This window comes from Marinibaculum pumilum (assembly GCF_042646425.1).
In the GTDB taxonomy this organism is placed as follows: domain Bacteria; phylum Pseudomonadota; class Alphaproteobacteria; order Ferrovibrionales; family Ferrovibrionaceae; genus Marinibaculum; species Marinibaculum pumilum.
The window spans coordinates 197,774-222,494 of record NZ_JBHRTR010000025.1 but is presented as its reverse complement, the minus strand read 5'-3'; the positions used below and the strand labels follow the sequence as shown (position 1 = coordinate 222,494).

Here is a 24,721-nt window from a genome sequence, read left to right as displayed (position 1 = left end):
CCCAGTCCGGGCAGAATGGGACGGCGGATCACGCGATGGCGCCGGAGGAAGCGGGCGGCCTTGACCCCGACGAGGCAGCGGCCCTGCACCGCAGCCTGGCGGAGGAGATCCGCGGCCATGACCGCGCCTACTACCAGGAGGATGCGCCGAAGGTCTCGGACGCCGAATATGACCGGCTGTTCCGCCTCCTGGTGGCGGTGGAACAGCATTTTCCGGAACTGCGCAGCCCCGACAGCCCGAGCCAGAAGGTCGGTGCCGCGCCGGCGGGCGGCTTCGCCAAGGTGGCGCATGCGGTGCCGATGCTGTCGCTGGGCAATGCCTTCGCCGACGAGGATGTGCGCGACTTTTTGGGGCGCATCCGCCGCTTCCTGAACCTGGGCGAGGATGATGCGCTCGACATCCTGGCGGAGAGCAAGATCGACGGGCTCAGCGCCAGCCTGCGCTACGAGGGCGGCCGCTTCGTGCGCGGCGCCACCCGCGGCGATGGCAGCGAGGGCGAGGACATCACCCGCAACCTCGCCACCATCGGCGACCTGCCCAAGCAGCTCTCCGGCAGCGGCTGGCCGGAGGTGGTGGAGGTGCGCGGCGAGGTCTATATGCGCCGCGATGCCTTCCTGAAGCTGAACGAGGCCCAGGCCGAGGCCGGCCGCCAGGTGTTCGCCAATCCCCGCAACGCGGCCGCCGGCTCGCTGCGGCAGCTGGACGTCACGGTCACGGAAGCCCGGCCGTTGAACTTCTTCGCCTATGCCTGGGGCGAGGTTTCCGCCCCGCTGGGCGCGCGCCTCTCGGAGGTGCGCGAGCGTTTCCAGGACTGGGGCTTCACCCTGAACCGGCCGGCGAAGCTCTGCCGCACGGTGGACGAGATCCTGTCCTTCTACGCCGAACTGGCTGCGGAGCGGGCGGAACTGCCGTTCGACATCGACGGCGTCGTTTACAAGGTGGACCGGCTGGACTGGCACGACCGGCTGGGGGCGGTCAGCCGCTCGCCGCGCTGGGCGATCGCGCACAAGTTCCCGGCGGAACAGGCGGAGACGGTGCTGGAGCGGATCGAGATCCAGGTCGGCCGCACCGGCGCCCTGACCCCGGTGGCGAAGCTGAAGCCGGTGACCGTCGGCGGGGTCGTGGTCTCCAACGCCACCCTGCACAACGAGGATGAAATCGCCCGCAAGGACGTGCGCGAGGGCGACACGGTGGTGGTGCAGCGCGCCGGCGACGTAATCCCGCAGGTGGTGCGGGTGGTGGAGGGGCGCCGCCCCGAGAGCGCGCAGCCGTTCAGCTTTCCGGATCGCTGCCCGGCCTGCGGCAGCCATGCGGTGCGGGAGGCGAATCCGAAGACCGGCAAGGTCGATGTGGTGCGCCGCTGCACCGGCGGCCTGGTCTGCCCGGCGCAGCAGGTGGAGCGGCTGCGCCACTTCGTCTCCCGCGACGCCTTCGATATCGAGGGGCTGGGCGACAAGCAGGTGCAGTTCTTCCACGCCAGGGGCCGGATCGCGACCCCGGCCGACATCTTCCGGCTGCAGAAGACGGACGGGCAGGACGGCGCCCCCCCGCTGGCCGAGGAGGAGGGCTGGGGCACAACCTCCGCCCGCAACCTGTTCAACGCGATCGAGCGCCGCCGCACCATCCCCTTCGACCGTTTCATCTACGCCCTGGGCATCCGCCATGTCGGCCAGGCGACATCGAAGCTGCTGGCCGCCAACTATGCCGACCTGAAAGGCCTGCGCGATGCGATGGCGAAGGCGGCTAAGGAGCCGGAAGGGGAGGCGATGGCCGACCTTGTCGCCATCGACGGCATCGGCGAGGTGGTGGCCCGTGCCGCGGTGGAGTTCTTCGTGGAGCCGCGGAATGCCGAGGCGCTGGACGACCTGGACGATCAGCTGACCATCGAGCCCTATGTCCGGCGGGTCGCCGCCGACAGCCCGGTGGCCGGCAGGACCGTGGTGTTCACCGGCACCCTGGACAAGCTGACCCGGGCGGAGGCCAAGGCGCAGGCCGAAGGGCTCGGCGCGAAGGTCTCGGGCTCGGTTTCCGGCAAGACGGACTACCTGGTGGCCGGCGCGGAGGCCGGATCGAAGCTGAAGAAGGCGCAGGAGCTCGGCGTCGCGGTGCTGACAGAGGATGAATGGCTGACCCTGATCGGACGGTGATCCGGCTCGCCAAGACCGGGCCGGCGCCCCATATCTTGATGCGTTCCCGGTCGAGGTGCAGGCGGCCCGGCATCTCGGGAACGTCATCCCGGGCTTGACCCGGGATCCATTCCGCAAGCCCCGAGGCGTCTGGCAGGTTGGCGGAATGGGTTCTCGGGTCAGGCCCGAGAACGACAGGGCTCACTTCGGGCCGCGGCCTGCTGGGCGCAAGGATGAAGTCGGAGGAGCGAGCGATGTTCGGACGGGGCGAGAGCGGCGGCCTCTGCGTGCTGCCGCACGAGGTGCCGGCGCCGGAGATGGACTGGGCGCCGGATGCGAAGCTGGCCAGCGCGGTGCTTGCCGGCGGCTGCTTCTGGTGCACCGAGGCGGTGTTCAAGCGCCTGGACGGGGTGATCGACGTGAAGCCGGGCTATGCCGGCGGCACGGCGGAAACCGCCGACTACCAGACCGTCTGCAGCGGCCGCACCGGCCATGCCGAGGCGATCCGCGTCGACTACGACCCGACCCGGATCAGCTATGGCCGGCTGCTGCAGGTGTTCTTCTCCGTCGCGCACGACCCGACCCAGCTGGACCGGCAGGGCAACGATGTCGGGCCGCAATACCGCTCCGCGATCTTCTGGGCATCGGAGGAGGAGAAGGAGGTCGCCGCCGCCTATATCCGCCAGCTGGACGAGGCGCAGGTCTTCGAGAGCCGCATCGTCACCCGGCTGGAACCGCTGCAGGCGTTCTACGAGGCGGAGGACTATCACCACGACTATGCCGACCGGAATCCGATGCAGCCCTATATCGCCTTCATCTCTATGCCGAAGGTGAAGAAGCTGCAGCAGAGCTTTTCAGACTGGCTGAAGGGCGGCGGCTGACCCTCAGCCTCAGCCTTCCGAGCCTCGCCCTTCCACCTCGGGCCGGTCGGCGATCGTGCCATGCCGGCCCGACGTCGTGACGACGATCTCCGACCGCGCATTGCCGAAGGCGGCGCGATATTCCGCCGCCAGGCGGTCATTGGCTGTGTCGATCTCGGTCGCGGCCACCGGGCGCTGCGGGTCGGCATAGGCCACGATGAAGAAGCTGCGGCCCATCTTCAGCACCGCCAGGTCGCGCAGGACGAAGCCCAGGTCGCCGCAGAGCCGGCGGGCGATGGCATCGGCGGCGGCGACATGATGGTCGGGCGCGCTGCCACCGGCCACCTCGCGCAGGGCGTCCAGGAACAGGCGCACCGGCTGCGGCCCGATCAGGGCGACCAGGATCAGCACCACGATCGCGTCCGCCACCGGCACGATGGGGGCGAGCGCCGTGCCCTGCAGGAACTGCACCAGAAACAGCGCGACGGCGGTGCCGGCGCTGATCGCGCCGTCGACCAGGGCGGCGCGCGCCTCGGTGCGCAGGATTTCGCTGCGGCGGCCGCCCCGCACCCAGTTGCGGTGATGCAGCCAGGCCAGGCCGAGGCAGATCACCACCATCATCGCCCCGTAGACGACAATGGGGCCGAAGACGAGGTCCGGCGCCTCGCCCTCCGCGAGGTAGGTGAAGATCTTGGTGGCCGCAGTCAGCGCCGCGAAGACAAGGATGCCGACCAGCACCATCGAGCGGAAGGTGACATACAGCGCCTCGTCGGCGTCGTAGCCGAACGGCCGGGACCGGTCCGGCCGCCGCGCGACCGAGGCGCCGACGCGGCGGGCGACGATCGCCGCGGCGAAGTTCACCGCCGAATAGAGACCGTCGATCAGGACGGCGTCGGAATGCGACAGCCAGGCGGCCAGGATGCCGGTGACGGCCATGAACAGGTTGGCCCACAGGCTGACCGTCAGGGAGCGCGCCTCGACCGCGGCGGCATCCCGTGCCGCCGGCGCCGTCCCGCCCGTTCCGCCCTCTCCGGCCGTCATCGCACCCCCGCTCCGCCTCCCTGACCCGCGCTCCGGAAGAGACTACCGGGCGGCGGCGTCCCCGCCCAGAGGCGCGGTGGCAGTGGCCGGTCAGGCCACACGCGCCGCGTCCGGCGGCGGGGTCAGGCCGTGGCGGACCATGGCGGTCGAACCCGTGTCACCAGTCACTGTCGGTTTGATAATCGGGGAGGCTGGCGCCGCCGCTGACGGCGTCCAGCGATTTGGCGGACAGGTCGGTGGCCGTGACACCGGTCGCCGTGACATCGGTCGCCGGGGCACCTGCGGCAGCGGTGTCGGCCGCCGGGGCGAAGTCTTTGGTGTTGCCGGTCTGGTCCATGACGCGCTCCTGCCGGGCTGTGACCCCTTGGATGTGGTCGCGGCTGCCAACGGCTTCAACGACGGGCCATCGAAAGACACCGGGTGCCCCGATTCCGCCACAAGCGGCAAACGCCTGGCGGCTGCAGCCGGGGCCGCTACTGCCCGGCGGCATCCTCGCCCAGCGGCGCCGTCGCGGCCGTCAGCCAGGCGGCAGCCTGTTCGTCCAGCAGCGGTGCCAGGCTGCCGCGCACGGCGGCGTGGTAGTCGTCCAGCCAGGCGATCTCTGCCCGGGTCAGCAGGCCCGGATCCACCAGCCGGCGGTCGATCGGCGCCCGGGTGATGGTCTCGAAACCCAGCATCTCCCGCTCCGCGCCCGGCACCTCCACCTCGATCACCGCCACCAGGTTCTCGATCCGGATGCCGTAGGCGCCTTCCTTGTAGTAGCCGGGCTCGTTGGAGATGATCATGCCCGGCGCCAGGGCGATGCCGCCGCCGGCCTTGGAGATCCGCTGCGGCCCCTCGTGCACGCCCAGATAGCTGCCGACGCCATGGCCGGTGCCGTGGTCGTAGTCGAGCCCCGCCTGCCAGAGCGCGGCGCGGGCCAGGCTGTCGAGCTGCGCGCCGGTGGTGCCGCGCGGAAACAGGGCGGTGGCGATCGCGATATGACCCTTCAGCACCCGTGTGAAGCGGTCGCGCATCTCCGCGCCCGGCGTGCCGATGGCAACGGTGCGGGTGATGTCGGTGGTGCCGTCCAGGTATTGCGCGCCGGAATCGACCAGGTAGAGGCTCTCCGGCTCCAGCCTGCGATTGCTCTCCGCCGTGACCCGGTAGTGCACGATGGCGCCGTTCGGCCCGGCGCCGGAGATCGTGTCGAAGGACAGGTCCTGGATCAGCTTGTTGGAGCGCCGGAACGCCTCCAGCTGCGCGGCCGCCGTCATCTCGTCGACCTGGCCGCCGGGGGCGGCCCCGTCGAGCCATTTCAGGAAGCGGGTGACCGCCGCCCCGTCGCGCAGATGGGCGGCGCGCATGCCGTTCAGCTCCACCGCGTTCTTGCGCGCCTTCGGTTCCAGACAGGGATCGGCGCCCCGGTCCAGCACGGCGCCAGCCCGCGTCAGCCGCTCCGCGATCCAGGACGGCGCGCTGGCCGGGTCCAGGCGGACCGTCGCGCGATCGCGGCCCAGCCGGTCCAGCGCGTCGCCCAGCCGGTCCGGCGGCTGCACGGTGACCTCGTTGCCCAGATGCCCGCGCAGTTCCGGCACCATCTTGCGCCGGTCCAGGAACAGGTCCGCCGTCGCATCGGCGCGCAGCACCGCGAAGGCGTGCGGGAAGGGCGCGCGGGGCACGTCGGCGCCGCGGATGTTGAACAGCCAGGCGATGGATTCCGGCAGGCTCAGGACGGCGGCATCCGCCTTCGCCGCCTTCAGCAGGCCGGCGATCTCCGTCCGCTTGTCCTGCGCGGAGCGGCCGGTAAACATCTCGGTATGCGGGCGGACCGGGCCCAGCGGCGGCGGCGGCTGGTCGTCCCAGACCCGGTCGATCGGGTTGCGCTCCACCGGCACCAGGTCGAAGCCGCCCTTTTCCGCCGCGCGCCGCCAGCGCGCCAGCCCGTCGGGCGTATGCAGCCAGGGGTCGTAGCCGATGCGGCGACCCGCGGCCGCGGCGGCCAGCCAGTCATGCGGCGGCGCCTCCGTGATGTGGTGCAGCGAGAACAGGCTGCCGTCGACCTGTTCCCGCAGCTGCAGGGTGTAGCGGCCGTCGCTCCAGACGCCGGCCCGGTCGACAAGCACGATCGCCATGCCGGCGGAGCCGGTGAAGCCGGTGAGCCAGGCCAGCCGTTCCGCCTGTCGCGGCAGGTATTCGCCCTGATGGGCATCGGTCATCGGCACGATGAAGCCGTCCAGGTCCTGTGCGGCGATTTCCTCCCGCAACCGGGCAAGGCGGTCGGCCGAGTGCTGCCGGTCGCCCAGCCCGTCGCGCCAGTGCGCGGCCAGGGCGTCGACCTCGCGCGCGACCTGCGCCGCCTTGTCGGGCGGTGCCCCGGCAGTCAGCAGGTCCAGGCCCTGACGGGTGCCGAAGCGGTCCGGGCTGGCGGCCACGCCTGCGGCCCAGTCCCGGGCGCCCTGGGCGGACAGACCGCCATGCAGGTCGCACAGCAGCTTCACGGTGTCGGGACTGATTTTGGTCATGGGTGCATACCTTTAACGCTTAGCCATGCAGAAAATGCAGATCAGGCCTTCTGCGCTTCCCTGGCTGGGCCCTTTGAAATTCGCTGTGTGCGCTGCAACATAAACCGCGTGACAGAGACAGGTCCCGGTGCACCGCGGGAAGGCCGCAACGCAGCCCGGGACATCCAAGGAACGTGAGAATGTATACCGCAAATCGTCAAGCCGGCGATGACCATGCCCTCGACACCTTCGCGCTGCAGGCACGCGCCCGCGCGCTGCGCGCCGAGGCGATCGCCACCTTCATCGGCAACGGCCTGTTCGCCGCCGGCCGCGCCCTGCGCAAGGGCTGGTACCGGCTGGAGCAGAACCGCCTGGACCGCGCCCTGCGCCGGGAACTGTCCCGCCTGGACAGCCATACTCTGCGCGACCTGGGCCTGAACCCCAGCAGCATTTCCGCCGTGACCAGCGACTCGCTGGCCGACCATCCGCTTGCCCGCCAGGGCGTGGCCGATGCGCCGGCGAACGAGAACAAGCGGCGCGAGGAGATCCGTACCGCGGCCTGATGGCCGGGCCCGCCCCGCGGATGCGGGGCGCGGTGCGCTGAAAAGGGGGCGGGCGGCTGGTGCTGCCGGCCCCTTTTTCATGCCGCCCGCGTTCACGTGGCTGCATCATGCACATGCTGCAACACAGCATTGACGGCCGTCGGCGACGGTATCGATTGCAAGGGTCATATTGCGGTGCAACAATTCTAGTGCAACGCAGCATCGCGCTCTTCGCGATGCAGCGCCCCGGACACATTGCCGGCCGGTCCGCGCCATCGCGGGCGGGACCGGCCGCAGCAGCAGAGAAGGAATGGCCATGTCTTCGACGAATGGTCCTTTTGAGCCGGCCCGGATGGGCAGCCAGGATTTCTCCGCCCAGATCGCGGCGGCGCGGTTGATCCGCGCGCAGGCCGCTGCCGACTTCATGTCGGCGGCTTTCGCCGCGCTGGGTCTCATCATCCGCCCGGTGACCGCCCCCCTGGCCCGCCCGGTCGCCCGCTGGCGGGAGCTGTCGCGCCTGCGCGCGACCTTTGCGGCGCTTGACGACGCCACCCTGCGGGACCTGAACATCCCGCGCGAGATGGCGTCGGAGATCACGCCGGAAGCCCTGGCCGACCATCCGCTGGCGGCCGGCGACCGGTGGCGGGTCGCGAACGAGAACGCGGTCGCCGGCAGCCGGGCCCGCAGCGCGGCCTGATCGCCGCCGCGCTGTCCGGTCAGGCCTCCGGCTGCGCGGTCAGCACGGCCTGCCGTGCCGGCCCCAGCGGCAGGCGCAGCGGCGCGCGGCTGAGCAGCAGCGCCGACCAGCCGTCGGCGCGCAGCTCGCGGCGCAGCACCAGGCCCTGGGCGCGATAGGCGGCGGCGACCCGCCGCGCCTCCCGGTTCAGCAGGCCGGCGAGGACCACCAGGGTCTGCGGCCCGCAGAGCCCGGCAATGCCCGGCGCCATCGCGATCAGCGGGCCGGACAGGATATTGGCGAAGATCGCATCGTAGGGCCGCGGGCCATGCAGCACCCGCATGGCCGGACTCGAGGCGCGGCTGCACCGCATCCGCATGCCGACCCCGTTCAGGCGGGCATTCTCCGCCGCGATCCGCACCGCCACCGGGTCGATATCGGCCGCCGTTACCCGCGCCCGCCAGGCACGGGCGGCAGCGATCCCCAGCACGCCGGAGCCGCACCCCAGGTCCAGGACCCGGCTGTCCGGCCGGCCGCGCGCGCCGGCCAGAAGGGCGATCGCGAGCATGCAGAGCGCCGTCGACGGTGCCCGCCCGGTGCCGAAGGCCTGCGCCGCCTCGATCTCCAGCGGCCAGCGTGCCGTCGGCCGGTCGTGGCGATGCACCTCGCCATACAACAGGAAGCCGCCGATCCGGAATGGCGCGCGGATCCGGTTGGAATGGCCCACCCAGTCTTCCGCCGGCAGGTCGGCCAGCAGCGGTGCGCCGGCCTCGGGCGCGATCTCGCGCAGCAGGGTCGCGATCGCCTCCAGGTCCGGCGCCCTGTCGTAGACGGCGGCCAGCCGCCGGCGCGCCGGGTCCGGGGTCATGAATTCGGACACCGCGAGCGCGTCGGCAAAGGCCAGTTCGCCCGCCGCGCCGGCGAACGCCGCCGGCACCTCCGCCTCGACCTGCCACAGCGGGACGTCGGCGTCGGCCATGTTCATGCCGGCTGCACGAAGCTGTCCATGACCCGCTTCCGCCCCGCCTTGTCGAAGTCGATCGTCAGCTTGTTGTCGTCGATGCCGGCCACCTTGCCGTAGCCGAACTTCTGGTGGAACACGCGGGACCCGACCCGGTAGGCCGCCGGCCCGTCGTCGATCCGCACCTGCTCAGCGCTCGCCTCGATCATCTCCGGCCGGCCGCGCCCGCTTCCCTCGGCACGGCCGCCGCCCTTGCGGCTGGCGGCGCGGCGCTCGGCATCCAGCCACGGCGCCTCGTAGACGAAGCCGCCATAGAGCTCCTCGTTGATGCCGGCGGCACGACTGCCATAGACACCTTTCTGGGCGTCGCGGGCGACATGGTCCTCCGGCAGCTCGTCGACGAAGCGGGACGGGATGTTGGACTGCCACTGGCCATAGACCCGCCGGTTGGCGGCGAAGAAGATGTAGCAGCGCTGCCGCGCCCGGGTGATGCCGACATAGGCGAGGCGCCGTTCCTCCTCCAGCCCGGCGACCCCGCTCTCGTCCAGGGCGCGCTGGCTCGGGAACAGGCCGTCCTCCCAGCCGGGCAGGAAGACGGTGTCGAATTCCAGCCCCTTCGCGGCATGCAGGGTCATCACGTTGACCATTTCATTGGTGTCGTCCTGGTCGTTGTCCATCACCAGGCTGACATGCTCCAGGAAGGCCGTCAGGCTGTCGAACTCGTCGATCGCCTGCACCAGCTCCTTCAGGTTCTCCAGCCGGCCGGGCGCGTCGGGCGAGCGGTCGTTCTGCCACATCTCGGTATAGCCGCTCTCGTCCAGCACGGTCTCCACCACCTCGGCATGGGAGAGGCCGTCCAGCATCGCCCGCCAGCGGTCGAAATCGGCGATCAGGCCGCGGATCGTGGTACGCACCCGGGGCCGCAGCTCGTCGGTCTCCACCAGGTGGCGGGCGGCCTTCATCAGGCTGGTGCCTTTCGCCCGTGCGGCCTGGTGCAGCAGCTGCACACTGGCATCGCCCAGGCCGCGCTTCGGGACGTTCAGGATCCGCTCCAGCGCCAGGTCGTCATCCTCCTGCGCGATCACCCGCAGATAGGCCATCGCGTCGCGGATTTCCTGCCGCTCGTAGAAGCGCAGGCCGCCGATCACCCGGTAGCGCAGCCCCATCTGGATGAAGCGCTCCTCGAAGGCGCGGGTCTGCGAGCCGGCGCGCACCAGGATCGCCATCTGCGCCAGCGAGCGGCCGTCGCGCTGCAGCGCCTCGATCTCCTCGCCGACGGCGCGGGCCTCCTCGTCCTGGTCCCAGACGCCGCGCACGGCGACCTTCTCGCCGGCTTCGCCTTCCGTCCACAGGGTCTTGCCCAGCCGGCCCTCGTTATTGGCGATGACGCCGCTGGCTGCGGCCAGGATGTGGGAAGTGGAGCGGTAGTTGCGCTCCAGCCGGACCACCTCCGCGCCGGGAAAGTCGCTCTCGAAGCGCAGGATGTTGCCGACTTCCGCGCCGCGCCAGCCATAGATCGACTGGTCGTCGTCGCCGACGCAGCAGATGTTGCGGTTGGCCTGCGCCAGCAGCCGCAGCCACAGGTACTGCGCCACGTTGGTGTCCTGATACTCGTCCACCAGGATGTAGCGGAAGCGGCGGTGATAGTCGGCCAGCACCTCCGGCTGCGACTGGAAGATCGTCAGGTTGTGCAGCAGCAGGTCGCCGAAGTCGCAGGCGTTCAGGGTGGCGAGGCGGTCCTGGTACTGGCGGTAGATCTCCACCGCGCGGCCGTCGGCCAGGCCGGAATCGCCGGCCGGCACGGCGGCCGGCGCCAGGCCGCGGTCCTTCCAGCGGCCGATCACGGCGGCGAAGGCGCGCGGCGGGAATTTCTTCTCGTCGATGTTCGACGCCTGCAGCAGCTGCTTCAGCAGGCGCAGCTGGTCGTCGGTGTCCAGGATCGTGAAGTCGGAACGCAGCCCCACCACCTCCGCATGGCGGCGCAGCATGCGCGCGCCGATGGCGTGGAAGGTGCCCAGCCACATCCCTTCCGCGGCGCGGCCCATCAGGCCGGCGACCCGCTCGCGCATCTCCCGCGCGGCCTTGTTGGTGAAGGTCACCGCCAGCACCTGACTGGGCCAGGCCCGGCCGGTGGACAGGATATGGGCGAGCCGGGTGGTCAGCACGCGTGTCTTGCCGGTGCCGGCGCCGGCCAGCACCAGCAGCGGGCCGTCGATGCATTCCACCGCGCGGCGCTGCTCGGGGTTCAGGACGGAAAGATAGGCCGGCTCGGCACCGACGGGCAGCGGGCGTCCGCCGCCGTCCGGGGCCGGGGAAGCGCCGGCAGGGCCGAGGGCGGCATCGTCGTCGGACAGGTCGAAAGGGTCGGCAGTCACGTCTGGGGTTCTGTTCGGTCCAAGGGTCGGGCGCGGGCGAATCGCCGGCCACGGGAAGCGGCGGCCGGTCGCAGCCGCCATGCCTGGCGGGAGACGCATCCCCGCAGCCCCGGGGGCGGGCGGCATGGCATCGGCCGACGCGTCCGCAGGCGGACGTCAGTGTAGCCCGGATGGACGGTCGGCCGCACCTGCCTGTGCAGAAGATGGTGTTCGGCAGTGGCAAATTTTACCCTTCATTCATGTCCCGCCGCCTACCGTGCAGGTCCAGAACGGTGTCCGCCGGGGGGCCGGCGAGAATGCCGCGCAGCGATCGCAGGAAAGGCAGGGAAATGGCCAAGCAGGATATTGCGCCGGAAAACGTCCCGGCTGAGGGGAAAGGTGCGGCGAAGCCGCGGCACGGCAGCATCCGCTCCCGGCTCTACCTTGCCTTCGGCGGGGTGGCGGCGCTCACGGTGGTCGCCGCCGGGGTGTCCTGGCTCTCCTTCGGCAATGTGCAGGAGAGCTTCGATGCGATGGCCGGCCGCGACGTACCGGCGATGACCGCGGCGCTGGAGCTGGCGGCCGAGAGCGCCTCCCTGGCCGCCGCGGCGCCGGCCCTCGCCGGGGCCGAGGACGCTGAGGCGCGGGCCGCCACGAATGCCGACCTGGAGCGCCGGAGCGCGCGGGTTGACGCCCTGATCGAAACCCTTGCCGGATCCGGCACCGCGCCGTCGCCGGCGGGCGATGTCGCCCCGGCGACCGACGCGGCGACGGGCGAGGCGGCGGCGACAGGCGAGACGGCGTCGGCTGGCGAGACCGCGGTGATCGGCGCGATCCGCGACCAGGCCGCGGAGCTGCGCACCAACCTGGGCTTCCTGGACGGCGCCGTTGCCGACAAGCTGGCCGCCGACGCGGCCCTGGCAACCGCGGTGGCGCAGCTTGCCGAACGGCATGACGCATTGCTGGCGGAACTGTCGCCGCGCATCGACGAGGCCAATGCCGCCCTGACCCGCGGTACCGAGGCGGCGACGGCGGATAGCGGGGAAGCGATCAACGCGGTCCTGGCCGATGGCGTCGGCCGGCTGCGCGACCTGCTCTCGCTGCGGGCCTATGCCAGCCAGGTGATGGTGATGCTGACGGAGACTGCGGGCACCGACCTGGCGCCCCGGGTGAAGATGCTCCAGATGTTCGCCAAGAAGCCGGTGGAAGGCATCCACGAGGCCCTGCGCTCGGTGCCGGAGGATACCGACGGCATGCAGGCGCGGATCCCGCTGGAGACGATGCTCAGCTATGCGGAAGGGCCCGACAATCCCTTCGTGCTGAAGCAGCGGGTGCTGGACGGCGACTTCAATGCCGTCCTGACCCTGCGCGAAGCCCTGCAGGGCGCCGCCAACACGCACCAGCAGGTGATCGACACCCTGCAGCCGATGATCGAGGCGGCGGAGCGCGACCTGGTGGCCGAGGTCGACCGCCTGAGCGACGAGAACGGCGCCCGGATCGCCGGCCTGATGGATGCCGAGGTCGCCACCCTGCGCAACATCCTGCGCATCCAGTCCCAGGCCAACCATACCGCCGGTCTGCTGGCCACCGCGGCGAACCTGAACAGCACCGACGCGATCGAGGCGATGCGCGGCCTGTTCTACGAGGAATCGGCCGGCATCTTCGAGGCGCTGAACAGCCTGTCCGACCGCGACGCCGCCGCCGGGATCGAGGCGGCGGTCAACGGCCTGATGGAATTCGGCGAGAGCACCGACAACATCTTCGACCTGCGCATGCAGGTCCTGCAGGCCGCCGCCCGCGCCGACAAGGCCCTGGCCAAGACCCGGACCCTCAGCGACGCCCTCACCGACGAAGTGCGCTTCCTGGTGGCGGATGCCCAGGCGCAGATGCAGGCCCGCACCGCGGCCGTCGACGACGCCTTCCAGCAGGCGCAGCTCTGGCTGCTGGCGATCGCGGTTGCCAGCGTCGTCGTCGCGCTGCTGGTCGCCTGGCTCTATGTCGGCCGCAATGTCGGCCGCCGCCTGAAGCGGCTGACCGCATCGACCCTCGCCGTGGCGGATGGCGACATGGATGCGGAGATCGACACCAGGGGCCGCGACGAGATCGCGCAGGTCGCGAGCGCATTGCTGGTGTTCCGAGACGGCCTGGCGGAAGCCGCGGCCGCCGACCGTCGCGCCGACGAGGCGCGCGAACGCGCCGAGGCGGAGCGGCGCGAGGCGATGCTGCGGCTGGCCGCCGCCTTCGAGGCGTCGGTCAGCGGTGCCGTGCGGGAGGTATCCGATGCGGCCGGCAGCCTGAACCGGACCGCGGCCCGGATGTCGACCACGGCGGAAGAAACCAGCCGCCAGTCGCGTGCCGCGACCGGGGCCACCGAGAGCGCCTCCTCCAGCGTGCAGACCGTCGCCAGCGCGGCCGAGGAGCTGGCCGCCTCGATCGCCGAGGTCAGTCGCCAGGTCGGGCAGTCCAGCACCTCGGCGGCGCGTGCCACCGACCGCGCGAAGACCACCGACCAGACGGTGCGGGGCCTGCAGGCGGCGGCGCAGAAGATCGGCGATGTCGTCACCCTGATCCAGGACATCGCGGAGCAGACCAACCTGCTGGCCCTGAACGCCACCATCGAGGCCGCCCGCGCGGGCGAGGCGGGCAAGGGCTTTGCCGTCGTCGCGCACGAGGTGAAGTCGCTCGCCACCCAGACCGCCCGTGCCACCGGCGACATCTCCGAGCAGGTGGGCAGCGTGCAGAAGATCACCGGCGAGGCGGTTGCCGCGATCGGCGAGATCGTCGCTACCATCGAGGAGGTCAACGCGATCGCTGCCGGCATCGTCGCCGCGGTGGAGCAGCAGACCGCCGCCACGCAGGAGATCGCGCAGAACGCCCAGAGCGCGGCCGCCGGCACCGAGGAGGTGTCGCGCAATATCGGCGGCGTCGAGCGTGCCGCCGGGGAATCCGGCCAGGCCGCCGGCGAACTGGTGACCTCCGCCGGCGAGCTCGGGCGGCTGTCCGACACCCTCAACGGGGAGGTGGAACGCTTCCTGTCCGAGATTCGCGCCGCCTGAACCGGGCCGCCTGAACCGGGCAGCACCTTCGCTGCCCGCGACCTGTCCAAGCCGCTGCCGAAATACGCCTTCCCGCCGGAAGAGCAGGAGGCCCGCGAGATCCTGCAGCTGGTGGAGGACGAACTGTTCCTGGACGGCAATCCGCGGCAGAACCTGGCGACCTTCTGCCAGACCTGGGAAGAGGCGGAGGTGCACCGGCTGATGGACCGGTCGATCGACCGCAACATGATCGACAAGAGCGAATACCCGCAGACCGCGGAGCTGGAGGTCCGCTGCAGCCACATGCTGGCCGACCTGTGGCATGCGCCCGATGCCGCGGATGCGGTCGGGACCTCCACCGTGGGCTCGTCGGAGGCCTGCATGCTGGGCGGCATGGCGGCGAAATGGCGCTGGAAGGCCCGGCAGCGTGCGGCCGGCCGGCCCACCGACCGGCCGAACCTGGTCTGTGGCCCGGTCCAGGTCTGCTGGGAAAAGTTCTGCCGCTACTGGGAGATCGAGAAGCGCGAGATCCCCATGATTGCCGCGGACGGGCAGCTGGTCATGGACCCCGAGCGGATGCTGGAAGCGGTCGACGAGAACACGATCTGCGTGGTGCCGACCTTCGGCGTGACCTATCACGGACGCTACGAGATGGTGCAGCCGCTGGCGGCGGCGCTGGACCGGCTGCAGGCCGATGGCGGCCCGGACGTGGACATCCATGTCGATGCCGCTTCCGGCGGCTTCCTGGCACCGTTCTGCACCCCGGACATCGTCTGGGATTTCCGCCTGGAGCGGGTGAAGTCGATCTCCACCTCCGGCCATAAATACGGCCTGGCGCCGCTCGGCGTCGGCTGGGTGCTGTGGCGCGACAAAGCCGAGCTGCCGGAGGAACTGGTCTTCTCCGTCCCCTATCTGGGCGGCAAGGTCGGCAGCTTCGCGATCAACTTCTCGCGCCCCGCCGGCCAGGTCGTCTCGCAGTACTACCTGTTCAACCGGCTGGGGCGGGAGGGCTATCGCCGGGTGCAGGACGCCTGCTACGCGGTCGCCCGCTTCCTGGCGCAGGAGGTGGCGGCGCTCGGCCCCTTCGACTTCATCCATGACGGCGATCCGCAGGCCGGCATCCCCGCGGTGTCGTTCCAGGTGCGGCCGGGCGCGGCACTGCCCTACAGCCTGTACGACCTGTCGGCAAAGCTGCTGGAGCGCGGCTGGCAGGTGCCGGCCTTCCGGCTGACCGCCGATGCCGGGCCGGACATCATGCGGATCATGGTGCGCCAGGGGGTCAGCATGGACATGGCGCAGCTGCTGGTCGACGACATGCGCCGCGCGATCGACGGCTTCGACAGGCATCCGGTGACCGTGCCGCTGACCGAGACGGAGCGGGCCGCCTTTTCGCACAACTGAGGGTCGCGGTTCCGCCTGGCTGGAGGGGTTTTCATGCCGAAAGATGCCGAACCGGGCGCCCCTGTCGGAAAGGCCGCCGGCCGGATCACGGTCGTCACCCTGGCGGTGATGAACCTGACCGCCGTCGTCAGCCTGCGCGGCCTGCCGGCGGAGGCCGAGTACGGCATGGCGGCGATCGCCTATTACCTGTTCGCCGCTTTCTGCTTCCTGGTGCCGGTGGCGATCGTGGCGGCGGAACTGGCCACCGCCTGGCCGCAGCGCGGCGGCATCTTCCGCTGGGTGGGGGAGGCGTTCGGCGCCCGCGCCGGCTTCCTGGCGATCTTCCTTTTGTGGGTGCAGAACGTGGTCTGGTTCCCGACCGTGCTGACCTTCGGCGCGGTGGCCCTGGCCTTCGCCGGGCCCGACCAGGGCTGGGACGAGGCGCTGGCGGCGAACCGGTTCTACACCCTGACGGCGGTGCTGGCGGTCTACTGGCTGGCGACCGCGATCGCGCTGCGGGGGGTGGCGGCCTTCACCGCCGTGGCAAAATGGGGCGGCCTGGTCGGCACCATCATCCCCGCCGCCCTGCTGATCGGCTTCGGCATCGCCTATCACCTGTCGACCGGGCAGAGCGCAACGCCGCTGACCTGGTCGGCGGCGGTGCCGGACCTGGGCCGCTTCGACACCCTGGTGCTCGCCGCGTCGATCTTCCTGTTCTATGCCGGCATGGAGATGAACGCGGTGCATGTCCGCAACGTGACCAGGCCGGAACGCAACTATCCGCTGGCGATCCTGATCTCGTCCCTGGCGGCGGTGGCGATCCTGGCGCTGGGCACCCTGGCGGTCGCCATGATCGTGCCGCGGGGCGAGATCAGCCTGGTGCTCAGCCTGTTGCTGGCCTTCGACGCCTATTTCGCCCATTTCGGCCTCGCCTGGCTGGGGCCGGTGGTGGCGGTGATGCTGGCCTTCGGCGTGCTGGGCGGGGTCACGGTCTGGGTTTCCGGTCCCTCCTCCGGCATCCTGGCTGTGGGGCGGGCCGGCTACCTGCCGCCGGTCCTGCAGCGCACCAACGCGGCCGGCGCGCCGGTCGCGATCCTGCTCCTGCAGGCGGGTCTGGTGACCCTGCTGTCGCTGCTCTTCGTCATCCTGCCCTCGGTGCAGGCGACCTACCAGATCCTCGGCCAGCTGACCGCGATCCTCTACCTGGTGATGTACCTGATGATGTTCGCCGCGGCGCTGGTGCTGCGCTACCGGCGCGACGGTGCCGCACCGGGGGCCGCGCGCTCCTATCGGGTGCCGGGCGGCCGTGCTGGGCTCTGGCTGTTCGCCGGCACCGGCTTCGCCGCCTCGCTGCTGGCGATGGCCCTGTCCTTCGTGCCACCGGGGCAGATCGCCGTCGGCAGCCCCACCGCCTATATCGGCCTGCTGGCCGGCGGCGCGGTGCTGTTCATCGCCCTGCCGATGGCCATCTACGCCCTGCGGAAGCCCCACTGGCATCGCCCGGATGCCGGTTTCGAACCGTTCAGCTGGGAGCGCGGCGCATAGGCCTGCCGCGACGTCGCCGGCTCTTTCCCCATTGACTTTCAACCAAATGGTTGATGACACTGAAAGCCGGTTGCAGGCGCAGGGGGAGGCACGGAGCGATGGCCAGCGGGTACCGGATCCTGTTCGGGGATATCCACAATCACAATGCCTGCGGCTACGGCGTCGGCTCGATGGAGCGGTCGATCGAGATCGCGCGCAGCCATCTGGATTTCTTCGCCTTCACCGGCCATTCCAGCTGGCACGACATGGTGCCGATGGAGGGCGGGCGCGAACAGCACTGGATCAAGGGCTTCGAGAAGCTGCGCGACGCCTGGCCGAACGTGCAGGACCTGATCGCCGGCGCCAACGACGACGACCGCTTCTCCGCCTTCCTGGGCTTCGAATGGCATTCCAGCCATTTCGGCGACCAGTGCGTCGTCTTCCCCGACGACCACCAGCCGATCGCCTACGCGCAGGACGTGGGCGAACTGCGCGCCTTCTGCCGCGAGAAGCAGGCGCTGATGATCCCGCACCACCTGGGCTATCCGCAGGGGCGGCGCGGCGTTAACTGGGAGATCTTCGACGAGGCCTGCACCCCGGTTGTCGAGATCTTCTCCGAGCATGGCAATTCGGAGCATGACCGCGGCCCGTTCGACTTCTTCAACCATTCCATGGGCGGGCGGCAGACGGCCCAGACGGTGCGCCATGCCCTGCGCCAGGGGCGGCGCTTCGGCTTCTGCGCCTCCAGCGACAGCCATAACGGCTTTCCCGGCGCCTATGGCGAGGGGCTGATCGCGGTGCTGTCGGAGCGGCTGGACCGGCCGGCGATCATCGAGGCGATCAACGCCCGCCGCACCTATGCGATCACCGGCGACCGGATCGAGGTCGACTTCACCGTCGGCGGCGCCGTCATGGGCGCCAGCATCGACGCGGGCCGCGAGGTGGAGGTCGCCTACGACGTGCGCGGCCGCGACGAGCTGGACGTGGTGGAGGTGGTGCAGGACGGCGAGGTCGTGCATCGCAGCTTCCCCGGCAATTCCTTCGCCGCGCCCGGCGCGCTGGGCGATACCTTTCAGGTCCGCCTGGAATGGGGCTGGGGCCCCTGGGGCGACCTGGCGCTGGAGCGGGTCTGCGACTGGCAGTTCGACGTCGCGGTGGCGGACGGTCGCATCGCGCGGGCCTTTCCCTGCCTGCAGTCCGGCCCCTTCGATCCCGACCGCCGGCACCGCATTGCGCAGCGCTCGGAGCGGGAGCTCTCGGTGCGCTCCTACACCTCGCGGCGCGGCGCCTATCGGCTGAACCCGAACCAGAGCCTGGTGCTGGAGCTTGAGGGCGGTGCGGAAACGCAGCTGACCCTGACCCTTGCCGAGCCGGCGGCGCAGACCGTCACGGTCAGCGCGGCGGAGCTGCTGGCAGGCTCGCACAACAGCTTCACCGGCCCCTTCCCGAAGGAGAGCTGGCAGTGGCACCGCATCGTGCCCCGCAGCGCCTCGGCCCTGTCGGACCGCTGCACGCTGCCGGTGCCGCAGGACCGGCCGGGTCATGTCTATCTGCGCGTGCGGCAGATGAACGGCCATGTCGCCTGGATCAGCCCGGTCTTCCTGAACTACCGCTGAGGGGCGGGATTGACGCCACGGGATAGACATCACGGGATTGACGGGCCCCCCCCGGGGCATGTGGAATGAGCCAACCATCCGGTTGACAGACCGGCAAGGTGGACAAGACGCGGTCGAGAAAGAGGAAACGTCCGGTCCGGTGGCTGCAGCCCGCGGCCGCCGCAACAAGGGAAGGAGCAGTCTGGTGAGATACGTGGGAACCCTGTTCGGCACGATGGCGGCGGCGGCCGCTGCGGTCGTGATCTCCGCCACCGCGCCGGCTTTGGCGGACGGCTACCCGGAGCGCCCGATCACCCTGATCGTGCCCTGGAATGCCGGCGGCACCACCGACATCGTGGCGCGCCTTTTCGCGCCGGAGCTGTCGGAGGAACTCGGCCAGCCGGTCGCGGTGGTCAACAAGGTCGGCGGCGGCGGCGCGCTCGGCACCAAGGAGGCGCTGGACGCCAAGGACGGCTACACGATCATCATGACCACCAGCGGCAACCATATCCTGACGCCGCTGGCCAAGGATGTCGGCTATCGCGCCGACGAATTCGCCGGCATCGGCCAGCTGTCGGAGCGCACCCTGATCCTGGCGGTGCAGGACGATGCGGCCTGGTCGGACCTGAAGGAACTGCAGGCGGACGCCAAGGCCAATCCGGGCAAGTACACCTTCGGCGCGGTGCCGAACGTGCTGCCCTTCCTGACCCTGAAGTCCTGGGCCGACAAGGCCGGGGTGGAACTGGTCCATGTGCCGCAGCAGGGCGGCGCGCCCGGCGTGAACGGCGTGCTGGGCGGCCATCTGGACATGGTGCCGGAAAGCCTCGCCTCGGTGCAGTCGCACCTGAAGGCCGGCACGATGAAGGGCCTGGCCGTCTTCAACAAGGAACGCGACCCCAACGCGCCCGACGTGCCGACGGCGAAGGAGCAGGGCTTCGAGGTCTATGGCAATCCCTTCACCGGCGTCGCGGTGGCGAAGGACGTGCCGCCGGAGGTGGTCGAGAAGCTGCGCGCCGCCACGGCGAAGATCGCCAAGGACCCGGACTTCGTGAAGAAGATGCAGCAGTCCGGCGACGGCGTGCAGTATCTGGACGGCCCGGCCTTCGAAGAGGTCTGGATGCGCGACTGGAACAACTACGAGCCGATCCTGAAGAAGTGACGGCGCGTGCGCGGGTGCGGCAGGTGCCGCGCCCGCGCCCGCAGCCTGAACCGGTTGAAATCTGCGTCTATGGAAATGGCGAACGCGCCTCCACTGTCGTGACCGCCGCACGTGTTGCGGCGGTGACACAAGAGGGGGGACCGCGGCGCCCCGCCCCTGGCGCGGTTGGATCCATACATTGACGGCATCAGGGTGATGGCGGGACGATGAGCGCAATCTCGGCGACCGGCGACAGGGCCCGCCTGATGGCGGTGGCGATCACCTGCCTGCTGCTGGCCGCCGGGGCGGTCGCGCTGCTGGTACATCTTCGGCTCAATCCGTCCGGCACGCCGATCTTCGGCGTTTCCGCCGATACCCTGCCGGAGGCGATGGCGCTTTCCATCGCCATCCTCTCCGGCCTCCTGGCCCTGCAGACCTTTCTCGCGCTGCGCCGCGCGCCGGCGGCGGCAGGCCGTCCCGCTGCGGATGACCGGAACGGCGGCGCCGCGCCGCGCTTCGCCGGCCTGTTCGCGCTCTGCATCGCCTTCATCCTGGCATTGCCCTGGGCCGGCTTCCTGCTCTCCGGCGCCGTGCTGGTCGCGGCCGCGGCCTGGCTGCTGGGCAACCGGCGCCATGTCACCATCGTCCTGGTGGCGATCCTGGCGCCGCTCCTGCTGGACCAGTTCTTCGAACATGCGATGGTGATCTACCTGCCGGCCGGGCGGTGGCTTCCGTGACCGCCGTTCTGTTCGGGGAGCGGCACTGAGATGGAGCAGCTGCTGGCCGCCCTGCCGATGGCGTTCGAGCCGATGGTGCTGGCGATGGCCGCCGCCGGCCTGGTGATCGGCATCGTGATCGGCGCGATCCCGGGGCTGAACGTGCCGCTGGCCGTCGCCGTCGCCCTGCCGGTCACCTTCAGCCTGGAGCCGCTGGCCGGGCTGGCGATGCTGGTCGGCATCTACAAGGGCGGCACCTATGCCGGTTCGCTTTCGGCGGTGCTGATCGGCATTCCGGGCACCCCGGCCGCCGCGGCCACCGCACTCGACGGCGCGCCGCTGATGCGCGCCGGACAGGCGGGCAAGGCGCTGAAGATGTCGCTTTACGCCTCCATCATCGGCAGCTTCATCAGCGACCTGGCGCTGATCTTCTTCGCCCTGCCGATGGCGATGGCGGCGCTCTCCTTCGGCCCGGCGGAGAATTTCGCGCTGGGCATCTTCTCCCTCACCCTGATCGCGGTGCTGTCGGAGGGGATGATGCTGAAGGGGTTGATCTCCGGCGCGCTGGGCATCTTCCTCGCCACCTTCGGCATCGACCCGCTGACCGGCGATTTCCGCCTCACCTTCGGCGTTACCGAGATTTCCGCCGGATGGAATTTCATCGCCTTGGTGATGGGCGTCTTCGCGGTGGCGGAAGGCTTCGCCATGGTGGAGCGAAAGGTGCGCAAGGGGGAGGCGCCCGCACCCGTGGCCCGGGTCCGCCTGTCCGACCCCGACCACAGCCTGACCCGCGCGGAATGGCGGGCCAGCGCGCCGTCGATCCTGCGCTCCGCGCCGATCGGCGTGGCGATCGGCGCCGTGCCGGGCCTGGGCTCGGCGATCGCCGCCTTCCTGACCTACGGACTGGCGCGCACCTTCTCCCGCGATCCCGGCCGCTTCGGGAAGGGCGCGGTGGAAGGGGTCGCGGCGGCGGAAACCGGCAACAGCTCGGTCACCTCCTCCACCTTCATCCCGCTCCTGACCCTGGGCATTCCCGGCGACGTGATCACCGCCATCATGCTGGGCGCCTTCATGATCCACGGCCTGGTGCCCGGGCCGACCCTGTTCACCGAAAGCGGCGACTTCGTCACCGCCTACTTCGTGGTGATGGTGCTGACCACCCTGCTGCACCTGGTGATCGGCCGGGCCGGCATGTCGCTGTTCATCCAGGCGGTGCGGGTGCCGACCGACATCCTGTTCCCCGTGGTGCTGCTGCTCTGCTTCACCGGGGTCTATGTCGCCACCAATTCCTTCTTCGACCTCTATGTCATGCTGGGCTTCGGCCTCCTGGGCTATGGCATGAACAAGCTGGGCTTCCCGGTGGCGCCGCTGCTGATCGGCTTCATCCTCGGGCCCCTGGTGGAGGTCGGCATGCGCCAGAGCCTGATCCTGTCGCGCGGCAGCCTGGACATCTTCATCGACCGCCCGATCGCAGGCCTGTTCCTGGGGATGGCGGCGATCACCCTCGCCTGGGTGGGCTGGCGGGAGCTGCGCGGTCCGCGCGCACCGAAAAAGACAGAAGCCGAAACTGGAGACAGCGCCCGATGAAGATCGCCGAGATCGAGGTCATCCCGGTCCGCATGCCGCTGAAGGCGGTGCTGACCCTGCCGAAGGGCGCCAGCCGCAGCCTGGACGAGGGCAAAAGGGTGGCGCTGGTGAAGATGACCGCCGACGACGGCACCGTCGGCTGGGGGGAGAGCGGCCCCTCGCGGCGCTGGTCGGCGGAGACCCTGGAGAGCTGCGTCACCAGCCTGCGGCAGTACCTGGCGCCGGCGGTGATCGGCCACGACGCCTTCGACATTGCCGGCCTGCACGCGAAGATGGATACCGAGATCGCGCCCGGCCTGGATCCCGGCCAGCCGGTGGCGAAGAACGCCATCGACATCGCCTGCCACGACATGATCTGCCGCCGGCTGGGCATCCCGCTGCAGTCCTGGCTGGGCCGCAAGGCCCTGGACCATGTGAAGCTCGCCCGCCTGATCTCCGCCCCCGACCCGGATGCGGCGGCGAAGATGACGGCAGAGGCGGCCGCGGCCGGCTATGAGGGGATGAAGGTCAAGGTCGGCCATGACCCGCACCACGATGCCGCGATCATGAAGGCGGTGGTCGGTGCCGCCGGCACCGCCTTCGTCTGGCCCGACGCCAACCAGGGCTTCACCCTGTCGGAGGCGCTGACCTTCTCCCGCCTGATCGAGCCGCTGGGGATCACCCTGTTCGAGCAGCCGGTGGCGATGAACGACATCTACGCCATGAAGAAGCTGCTGTCGGCCGTGCCGATGACGGTCGCCCTGGACGAGGCGACGATCGGCATCCCCTTCGTGATCGAGCTCCTGCGGCGGGAGGCGATCGAAGGCGTGGCGATCAAGATCAACAAGATGGGCGGCCTGTTCTATGCCCGGCAGATGTGTGACCTGGCGCGCAATGCCGGGCTCGCCCTGATCGGCTCCGGCCTGATGGATGCGCCGATCGGCTTCGCCGCCTCCACCCATCTCTATGCCGGCTATGGCATCGACCTGCCGGTCGACCTGAACGGCCCGCAGTTCATCGGCGAGACCTATCTCGCCGACCCCTTCCCGATGCAGGGCCAGCGCGCCCTGGTCCCCGACACTCCCGGCCTGGGCATCACCATCGACGAGGACAAAGTGGCGTTCTTCGCGAAGGCGCTGGCGGACGCGGACGGGACGCTGGTGTAGCGGCGGCCGGCCTCAGCCCTTGCGGGTCATCCCCGCCTTGAGCGGGGATCCATTCCGACTGCGCGGCGGCCGGGCTGGCGGAATGGGCCCCAGGCTCAAGGCCTGGGGCGACGGCATCCGCTGCTCCAGGCAGGAAAGGCCTCAGCCCTTTGCCGGCTTCGTCACGCTGAACTCCGTCATCATGCCGGAATCCTCGTGCTCCAGGTTGTGGCAATGCACCATGAACGGCGCATCGGCGGTCGCCGGCTGCGGGAAGCGGACATAGATCTCTGCGGTGCCGCCATTCTCGATCGGCGCCACATCCTTCCAGCCGGCCATATGCGCCGGCGGCGGCTTGCGGTCGAGGCTGGTGATGCGGAACTGGCAGCCGTGGATATGGACCGGGTGCAGCATGCTGTCGGTCTCCTCGGAGATCGCCCAGACCAGGTCGGTGTTCAGCGGCGCGTCGAAGCCGCTCTCCACGAAGGAGAACGGCTTGCCGTTGACGCCGTTGGCGGTCAGCTGCGCCTTCAGCGGCATTGCCGGCTGGTTGGCGATCAGGTCCACCATCTTCGCGACCACCGCCGGATCGGTCTTGCCGGACTTCGCCATCTCCATCAGGCCGGCATCGGTCATCAGCTTGCGCGCTTCCGCGTCGCGGTACATCTGCATGACCAGGCCCTGGCTGACCGGCGGCAATGTCTGCGGCAGCGACGGGATCTTCGCCAGGCTGTCGGGCATCCTGCCGGTGCCGTCCGCCCCGTCGGGCTGGAAGGTGGCCAGCGGCAGCGGCTGGTCGAAGGGCGGCAGCCGCATCGCCGGCTGGTGCAGCACCGGCAGGGAGACCAGGTCGAACGGCTTGCCGTCGCGGGCATCCACCATGATCTCGTAGCGCTCGCCGGCCGTGATCGGCAGTTCCTTCATCGTGACCGGCTGTTCCAGCAGGCCGCCATCGCTGGCGATCACGTGGAACGCGCGGTTGTCGGACAGCGCCAGCCGGTAGTTGCGGGCGTTGGAGCCGTTGAGGATGCGCAGCCGCACCCAGCCCTTCGCGGTCTTCGCCACCGGATCGACCGCGCCGTTCACCAGCATGGTGTCGCCGACATAGCCCACCGCCACGGTGATCGGGTTGAAGCTGTGGAAGAAGGCACCCGATTTGTCGTAGCGGCGGTCCTGCAGGACCACCGGGATATCGTCGACCCCCCAGCGCGAGGGCAGGCCCAGGCCGTCGCTCTCCTCGTCGTCGATGACGAACAGGCCGGCCAGGCCCTTCAGCACAAGCTCCGCCGTCGCGGGGTAGAGATGCGGGTGGTACCACAGGGTGGCGGCCGGCTGGTCGATGGACAGCGGCGCCCGCCAGGTGTCGCCGGGCGCGATGATGTTGTAGGGGCCGCCATCGACCTCCCCGGGGATGATCAGGCCATGCCAGTGCAGGGTGATGTTTTCCTGCAGCCGGTTGGTCACCCGCGCCACCGGCTTGTCGCCGCGGCGCACCCGGATCACCGGCCCCAGATAGGAGCCGTTGAAGCCGAAAGTGGGGGTCTTGCCCCCCGGACGGAACGACATTTCGCTTTCGCGG

17 protein-coding genes and 1 pseudogene are annotated in these 24,721 nt (G+C 70.2%); 12 read left to right on the top strand and 6 right to left on the bottom strand.

The annotated features are described in order from the left end of the window. The first annotated feature begins 35 nt into the window (after positions 1-35). Both ligA and msrA read left to right on the top strand, forming a co-directional pair. Complete coding sequence (ligA, locus tag ACFOGJ_RS11570) at positions 36-2,147, top strand: NAD-dependent DNA ligase LigA (protein WP_379900468.1); 2,112 nt, start codon at positions 36-38, stop codon at positions 2,145-2,147. Positions 2,148-2,380: 233 nt separating this feature from the next. Continuing rightward, complete coding sequence (gene msrA, locus ACFOGJ_RS11565) at positions 2,381-3,007, top strand: peptide-methionine (S)-S-oxide reductase MsrA (protein ID WP_379900422.1); 627 nt, start codon at positions 2,381-2,383, stop codon at positions 3,005-3,007. Positions 3,008-3,016: 9 nt separating this feature from the next. Here the strand turns inward: msrA and ACFOGJ_RS11560 are convergent, their stop codons facing one another. The 3 genes from ACFOGJ_RS11560 to ACFOGJ_RS11550 all read right to left on the bottom strand — a co-directional run bounded on the left by ACFOGJ_RS11560 (position 3,017) and on the right by ACFOGJ_RS11550 (position 6,531). Further along, a complete protein-coding gene (locus ACFOGJ_RS11560; protein ID WP_379900420.1) occupies positions 3,017-4,027 on the bottom strand; it encodes a cation transporter in 1,011 nt (336 codons plus the stop codon). Positions 4,028-4,184: 157 nt separating this feature from the next. After that, positions 4,185-4,364 (bottom strand): hypothetical protein, encoded by a 180-nt coding sequence (locus tag ACFOGJ_RS11555; protein ID WP_379900418.1) that lies wholly within the window; start codon positions 4,362-4,364, stop codon positions 4,185-4,187. Between the two features lie 136 nt (positions 4,365-4,500). Then, positions 4,501-6,531 (bottom strand): aminopeptidase P family protein, encoded by a 2,031-nt coding sequence (locus tag ACFOGJ_RS11550; protein WP_379900416.1) that lies wholly within the window; start codon positions 6,529-6,531, stop codon positions 4,501-4,503. Between the two features lie 179 nt (positions 6,532-6,710). On the opposite strand from ACFOGJ_RS11550, the gene ACFOGJ_RS11545 reads away from it, so the two are divergent. Further along, complete coding sequence (locus ACFOGJ_RS11545; RefSeq protein ID WP_379900414.1) at positions 6,711-7,073, top strand: DUF1127 domain-containing protein; 363 nt, start codon at positions 6,711-6,713, stop codon at positions 7,071-7,073. A gap of 331 nt (positions 7,074-7,404) precedes the next feature. After that, complete coding sequence (locus ACFOGJ_RS11540; protein ID WP_379900412.1) at positions 7,405-7,749, top strand: DUF1127 domain-containing protein; 345 nt, start codon at positions 7,405-7,407, stop codon at positions 7,747-7,749. 19 nt (positions 7,750-7,768) lie between these two features. Here ACFOGJ_RS11540 and ACFOGJ_RS11535 read toward each other — a convergent pair whose 3' ends face one another. Continuing rightward, positions 7,769-8,713 (bottom strand): 50S ribosomal protein L11 methyltransferase, encoded by a 945-nt coding sequence (locus ACFOGJ_RS11535; RefSeq protein ID WP_379900410.1) that lies wholly within the window; start codon positions 8,711-8,713, stop codon positions 7,769-7,771. Then, positions 8,710-11,064 (bottom strand): ATP-dependent helicase, encoded by a 2,355-nt coding sequence (locus ACFOGJ_RS11530; RefSeq protein ID WP_379900408.1) that lies wholly within the window; start codon positions 11,062-11,064, stop codon positions 8,710-8,712. Before ACFOGJ_RS11530 ends, ACFOGJ_RS11535 begins: the two co-directional genes overlap by 4 nt. Positions 11,065-11,393: 329 nt before the next feature. Here ACFOGJ_RS11530 and ACFOGJ_RS11525 point away from each other — a divergent pair, with 329 nt between their 5' ends. From ACFOGJ_RS11525 to ACFOGJ_RS11490, 8 genes and pseudogenes are all read left to right on the top strand, one after another. Beyond that, on the top strand, positions 11,394-14,099 hold the full coding sequence (locus ACFOGJ_RS11525) for a methyl-accepting chemotaxis protein (protein ID WP_379900406.1): 2,706 nt from the start codon (positions 11,394-11,396) through the stop codon (positions 14,097-14,099). Between the two features lie 33 nt (positions 14,100-14,132). Next, a pseudogene (locus ACFOGJ_RS11520) lies at positions 14,133-15,479 on the top strand (glutamate decarboxylase); the annotation flags it as partial. Positions 15,480-15,512: 33 nt separating this feature from the next. Further along, entirely contained in the window at positions 15,513-17,003 is a 1,491-nt protein-coding gene (gene gadC / locus ACFOGJ_RS11515; protein ID WP_379900404.1) for a putative glutamine/gamma-aminobutyrate antiporter GadC, read from the top strand. Positions 17,004-17,101: 98 nt separating this feature from the next. Continuing rightward, positions 17,102-18,598, top strand: a complete 1,497-nt coding sequence (locus ACFOGJ_RS11510) for a DUF3604 domain-containing protein (RefSeq protein WP_379900402.1) — start codon at positions 17,102-17,104, stop codon at positions 18,596-18,598. Positions 18,599-18,782: 184 nt separating this feature from the next. Then, a complete protein-coding gene (locus tag ACFOGJ_RS11505) occupies positions 18,783-19,736 on the top strand; it encodes a tripartite tricarboxylate transporter substrate binding protein (protein WP_379900400.1) in 954 nt (317 codons plus the stop codon). Between the two features lie 206 nt (positions 19,737-19,942). After that, positions 19,943-20,452, top strand: coding sequence for a tripartite tricarboxylate transporter TctB family protein (locus ACFOGJ_RS11500; RefSeq protein WP_379900398.1), 510 nt, complete (start codon positions 19,943-19,945; stop codon positions 20,450-20,452). Positions 20,453-20,482: 30 nt separating this feature from the next. Beyond that, positions 20,483-22,018 (top strand): tripartite tricarboxylate transporter permease, encoded by a 1,536-nt coding sequence (locus ACFOGJ_RS11495; protein ID WP_379900396.1) that lies wholly within the window; start codon positions 20,483-20,485, stop codon positions 22,016-22,018. Next, positions 22,015-23,163, top strand: coding sequence for a mandelate racemase/muconate lactonizing enzyme family protein (locus ACFOGJ_RS11490; RefSeq protein ID WP_379900394.1), 1,149 nt, complete (start codon positions 22,015-22,017; stop codon positions 23,161-23,163). The genes ACFOGJ_RS11495 and ACFOGJ_RS11490 overlap by 4 nt, the downstream gene beginning before the upstream one ends. Before the next feature lie 141 nt (positions 23,164-23,304). Here ACFOGJ_RS11490 and cueO read toward each other — a convergent pair. Further along, a partial coding sequence (gene cueO / locus ACFOGJ_RS11485) for a multicopper oxidase CueO (RefSeq protein ID WP_379900392.1) occupies positions 23,305-24,721 on the bottom strand: 1,417 nt, incomplete at its 5' end.

Coding starts and splice junctions, on each gene's coding strand:
- ACFOGJ_RS11540 (WP_379900412.1), top strand. CDS start 7,405: ATGGGCAGCCAGGATTTCTCCGCCCAGATCGCGGCGGCGCGGTTGATC.
- ACFOGJ_RS11525 (WP_379900406.1), top strand. CDS start 11,394: ATGGCCAAGCAGGATATTGCGCCGGAAAACGTCCCGGCTGAGGGGAAA.
- ACFOGJ_RS11545 (WP_379900414.1), top strand. CDS start 6,711: ATGTATACCGCAAATCGTCAAGCCGGCGATGACCATGCCCTCGACACC.
- ACFOGJ_RS11490 (WP_379900394.1), top strand. CDS start 22,015: ATGAAGATCGCCGAGATCGAGGTCATCCCGGTCCGCATGCCGCTGAAG.
- ACFOGJ_RS11495 (WP_379900396.1), top strand. CDS start 20,483: ATGGAGCAGCTGCTGGCCGCCCTGCCGATGGCGTTCGAGCCGATGGTG.
- ACFOGJ_RS11560 (WP_379900420.1), bottom strand. CDS start 4,027: ATGACGGCCGGAGAGGGCGGAACGGGCGGGACGGCGCCGGCGGCACGG.
- ACFOGJ_RS11555 (WP_379900418.1), bottom strand. CDS start 4,364: ATGGACCAGACCGGCAACACCAAAGACTTCGCCCCGGCGGCCGACACC.
- ACFOGJ_RS11500 (WP_379900398.1), top strand. CDS start 19,943: ATGAGCGCAATCTCGGCGACCGGCGACAGGGCCCGCCTGATGGCGGTG.
- ACFOGJ_RS11510 (WP_379900402.1), top strand. CDS start 17,102: ATGGCCAGCGGGTACCGGATCCTGTTCGGGGATATCCACAATCACAAT.
- ligA (WP_379900468.1), top strand. CDS start 36: ATGGCGCCGGAGGAAGCGGGCGGCCTTGACCCCGACGAGGCAGCGGCC.
- ACFOGJ_RS11535 (WP_379900410.1), bottom strand. CDS start 8,713: ATGAACATGGCCGACGCCGACGTCCCGCTGTGGCAGGTCGAGGCGGAG.
- msrA (WP_379900422.1), top strand. CDS start 2,381: ATGTTCGGACGGGGCGAGAGCGGCGGCCTCTGCGTGCTGCCGCACGAG.
- gadC (WP_379900404.1), top strand. CDS start 15,513: ATGCCGAAAGATGCCGAACCGGGCGCCCCTGTCGGAAAGGCCGCCGGC.
- ACFOGJ_RS11550 (WP_379900416.1), bottom strand. CDS start 6,531: ATGACCAAAATCAGTCCCGACACCGTGAAGCTGCTGTGCGACCTGCAT.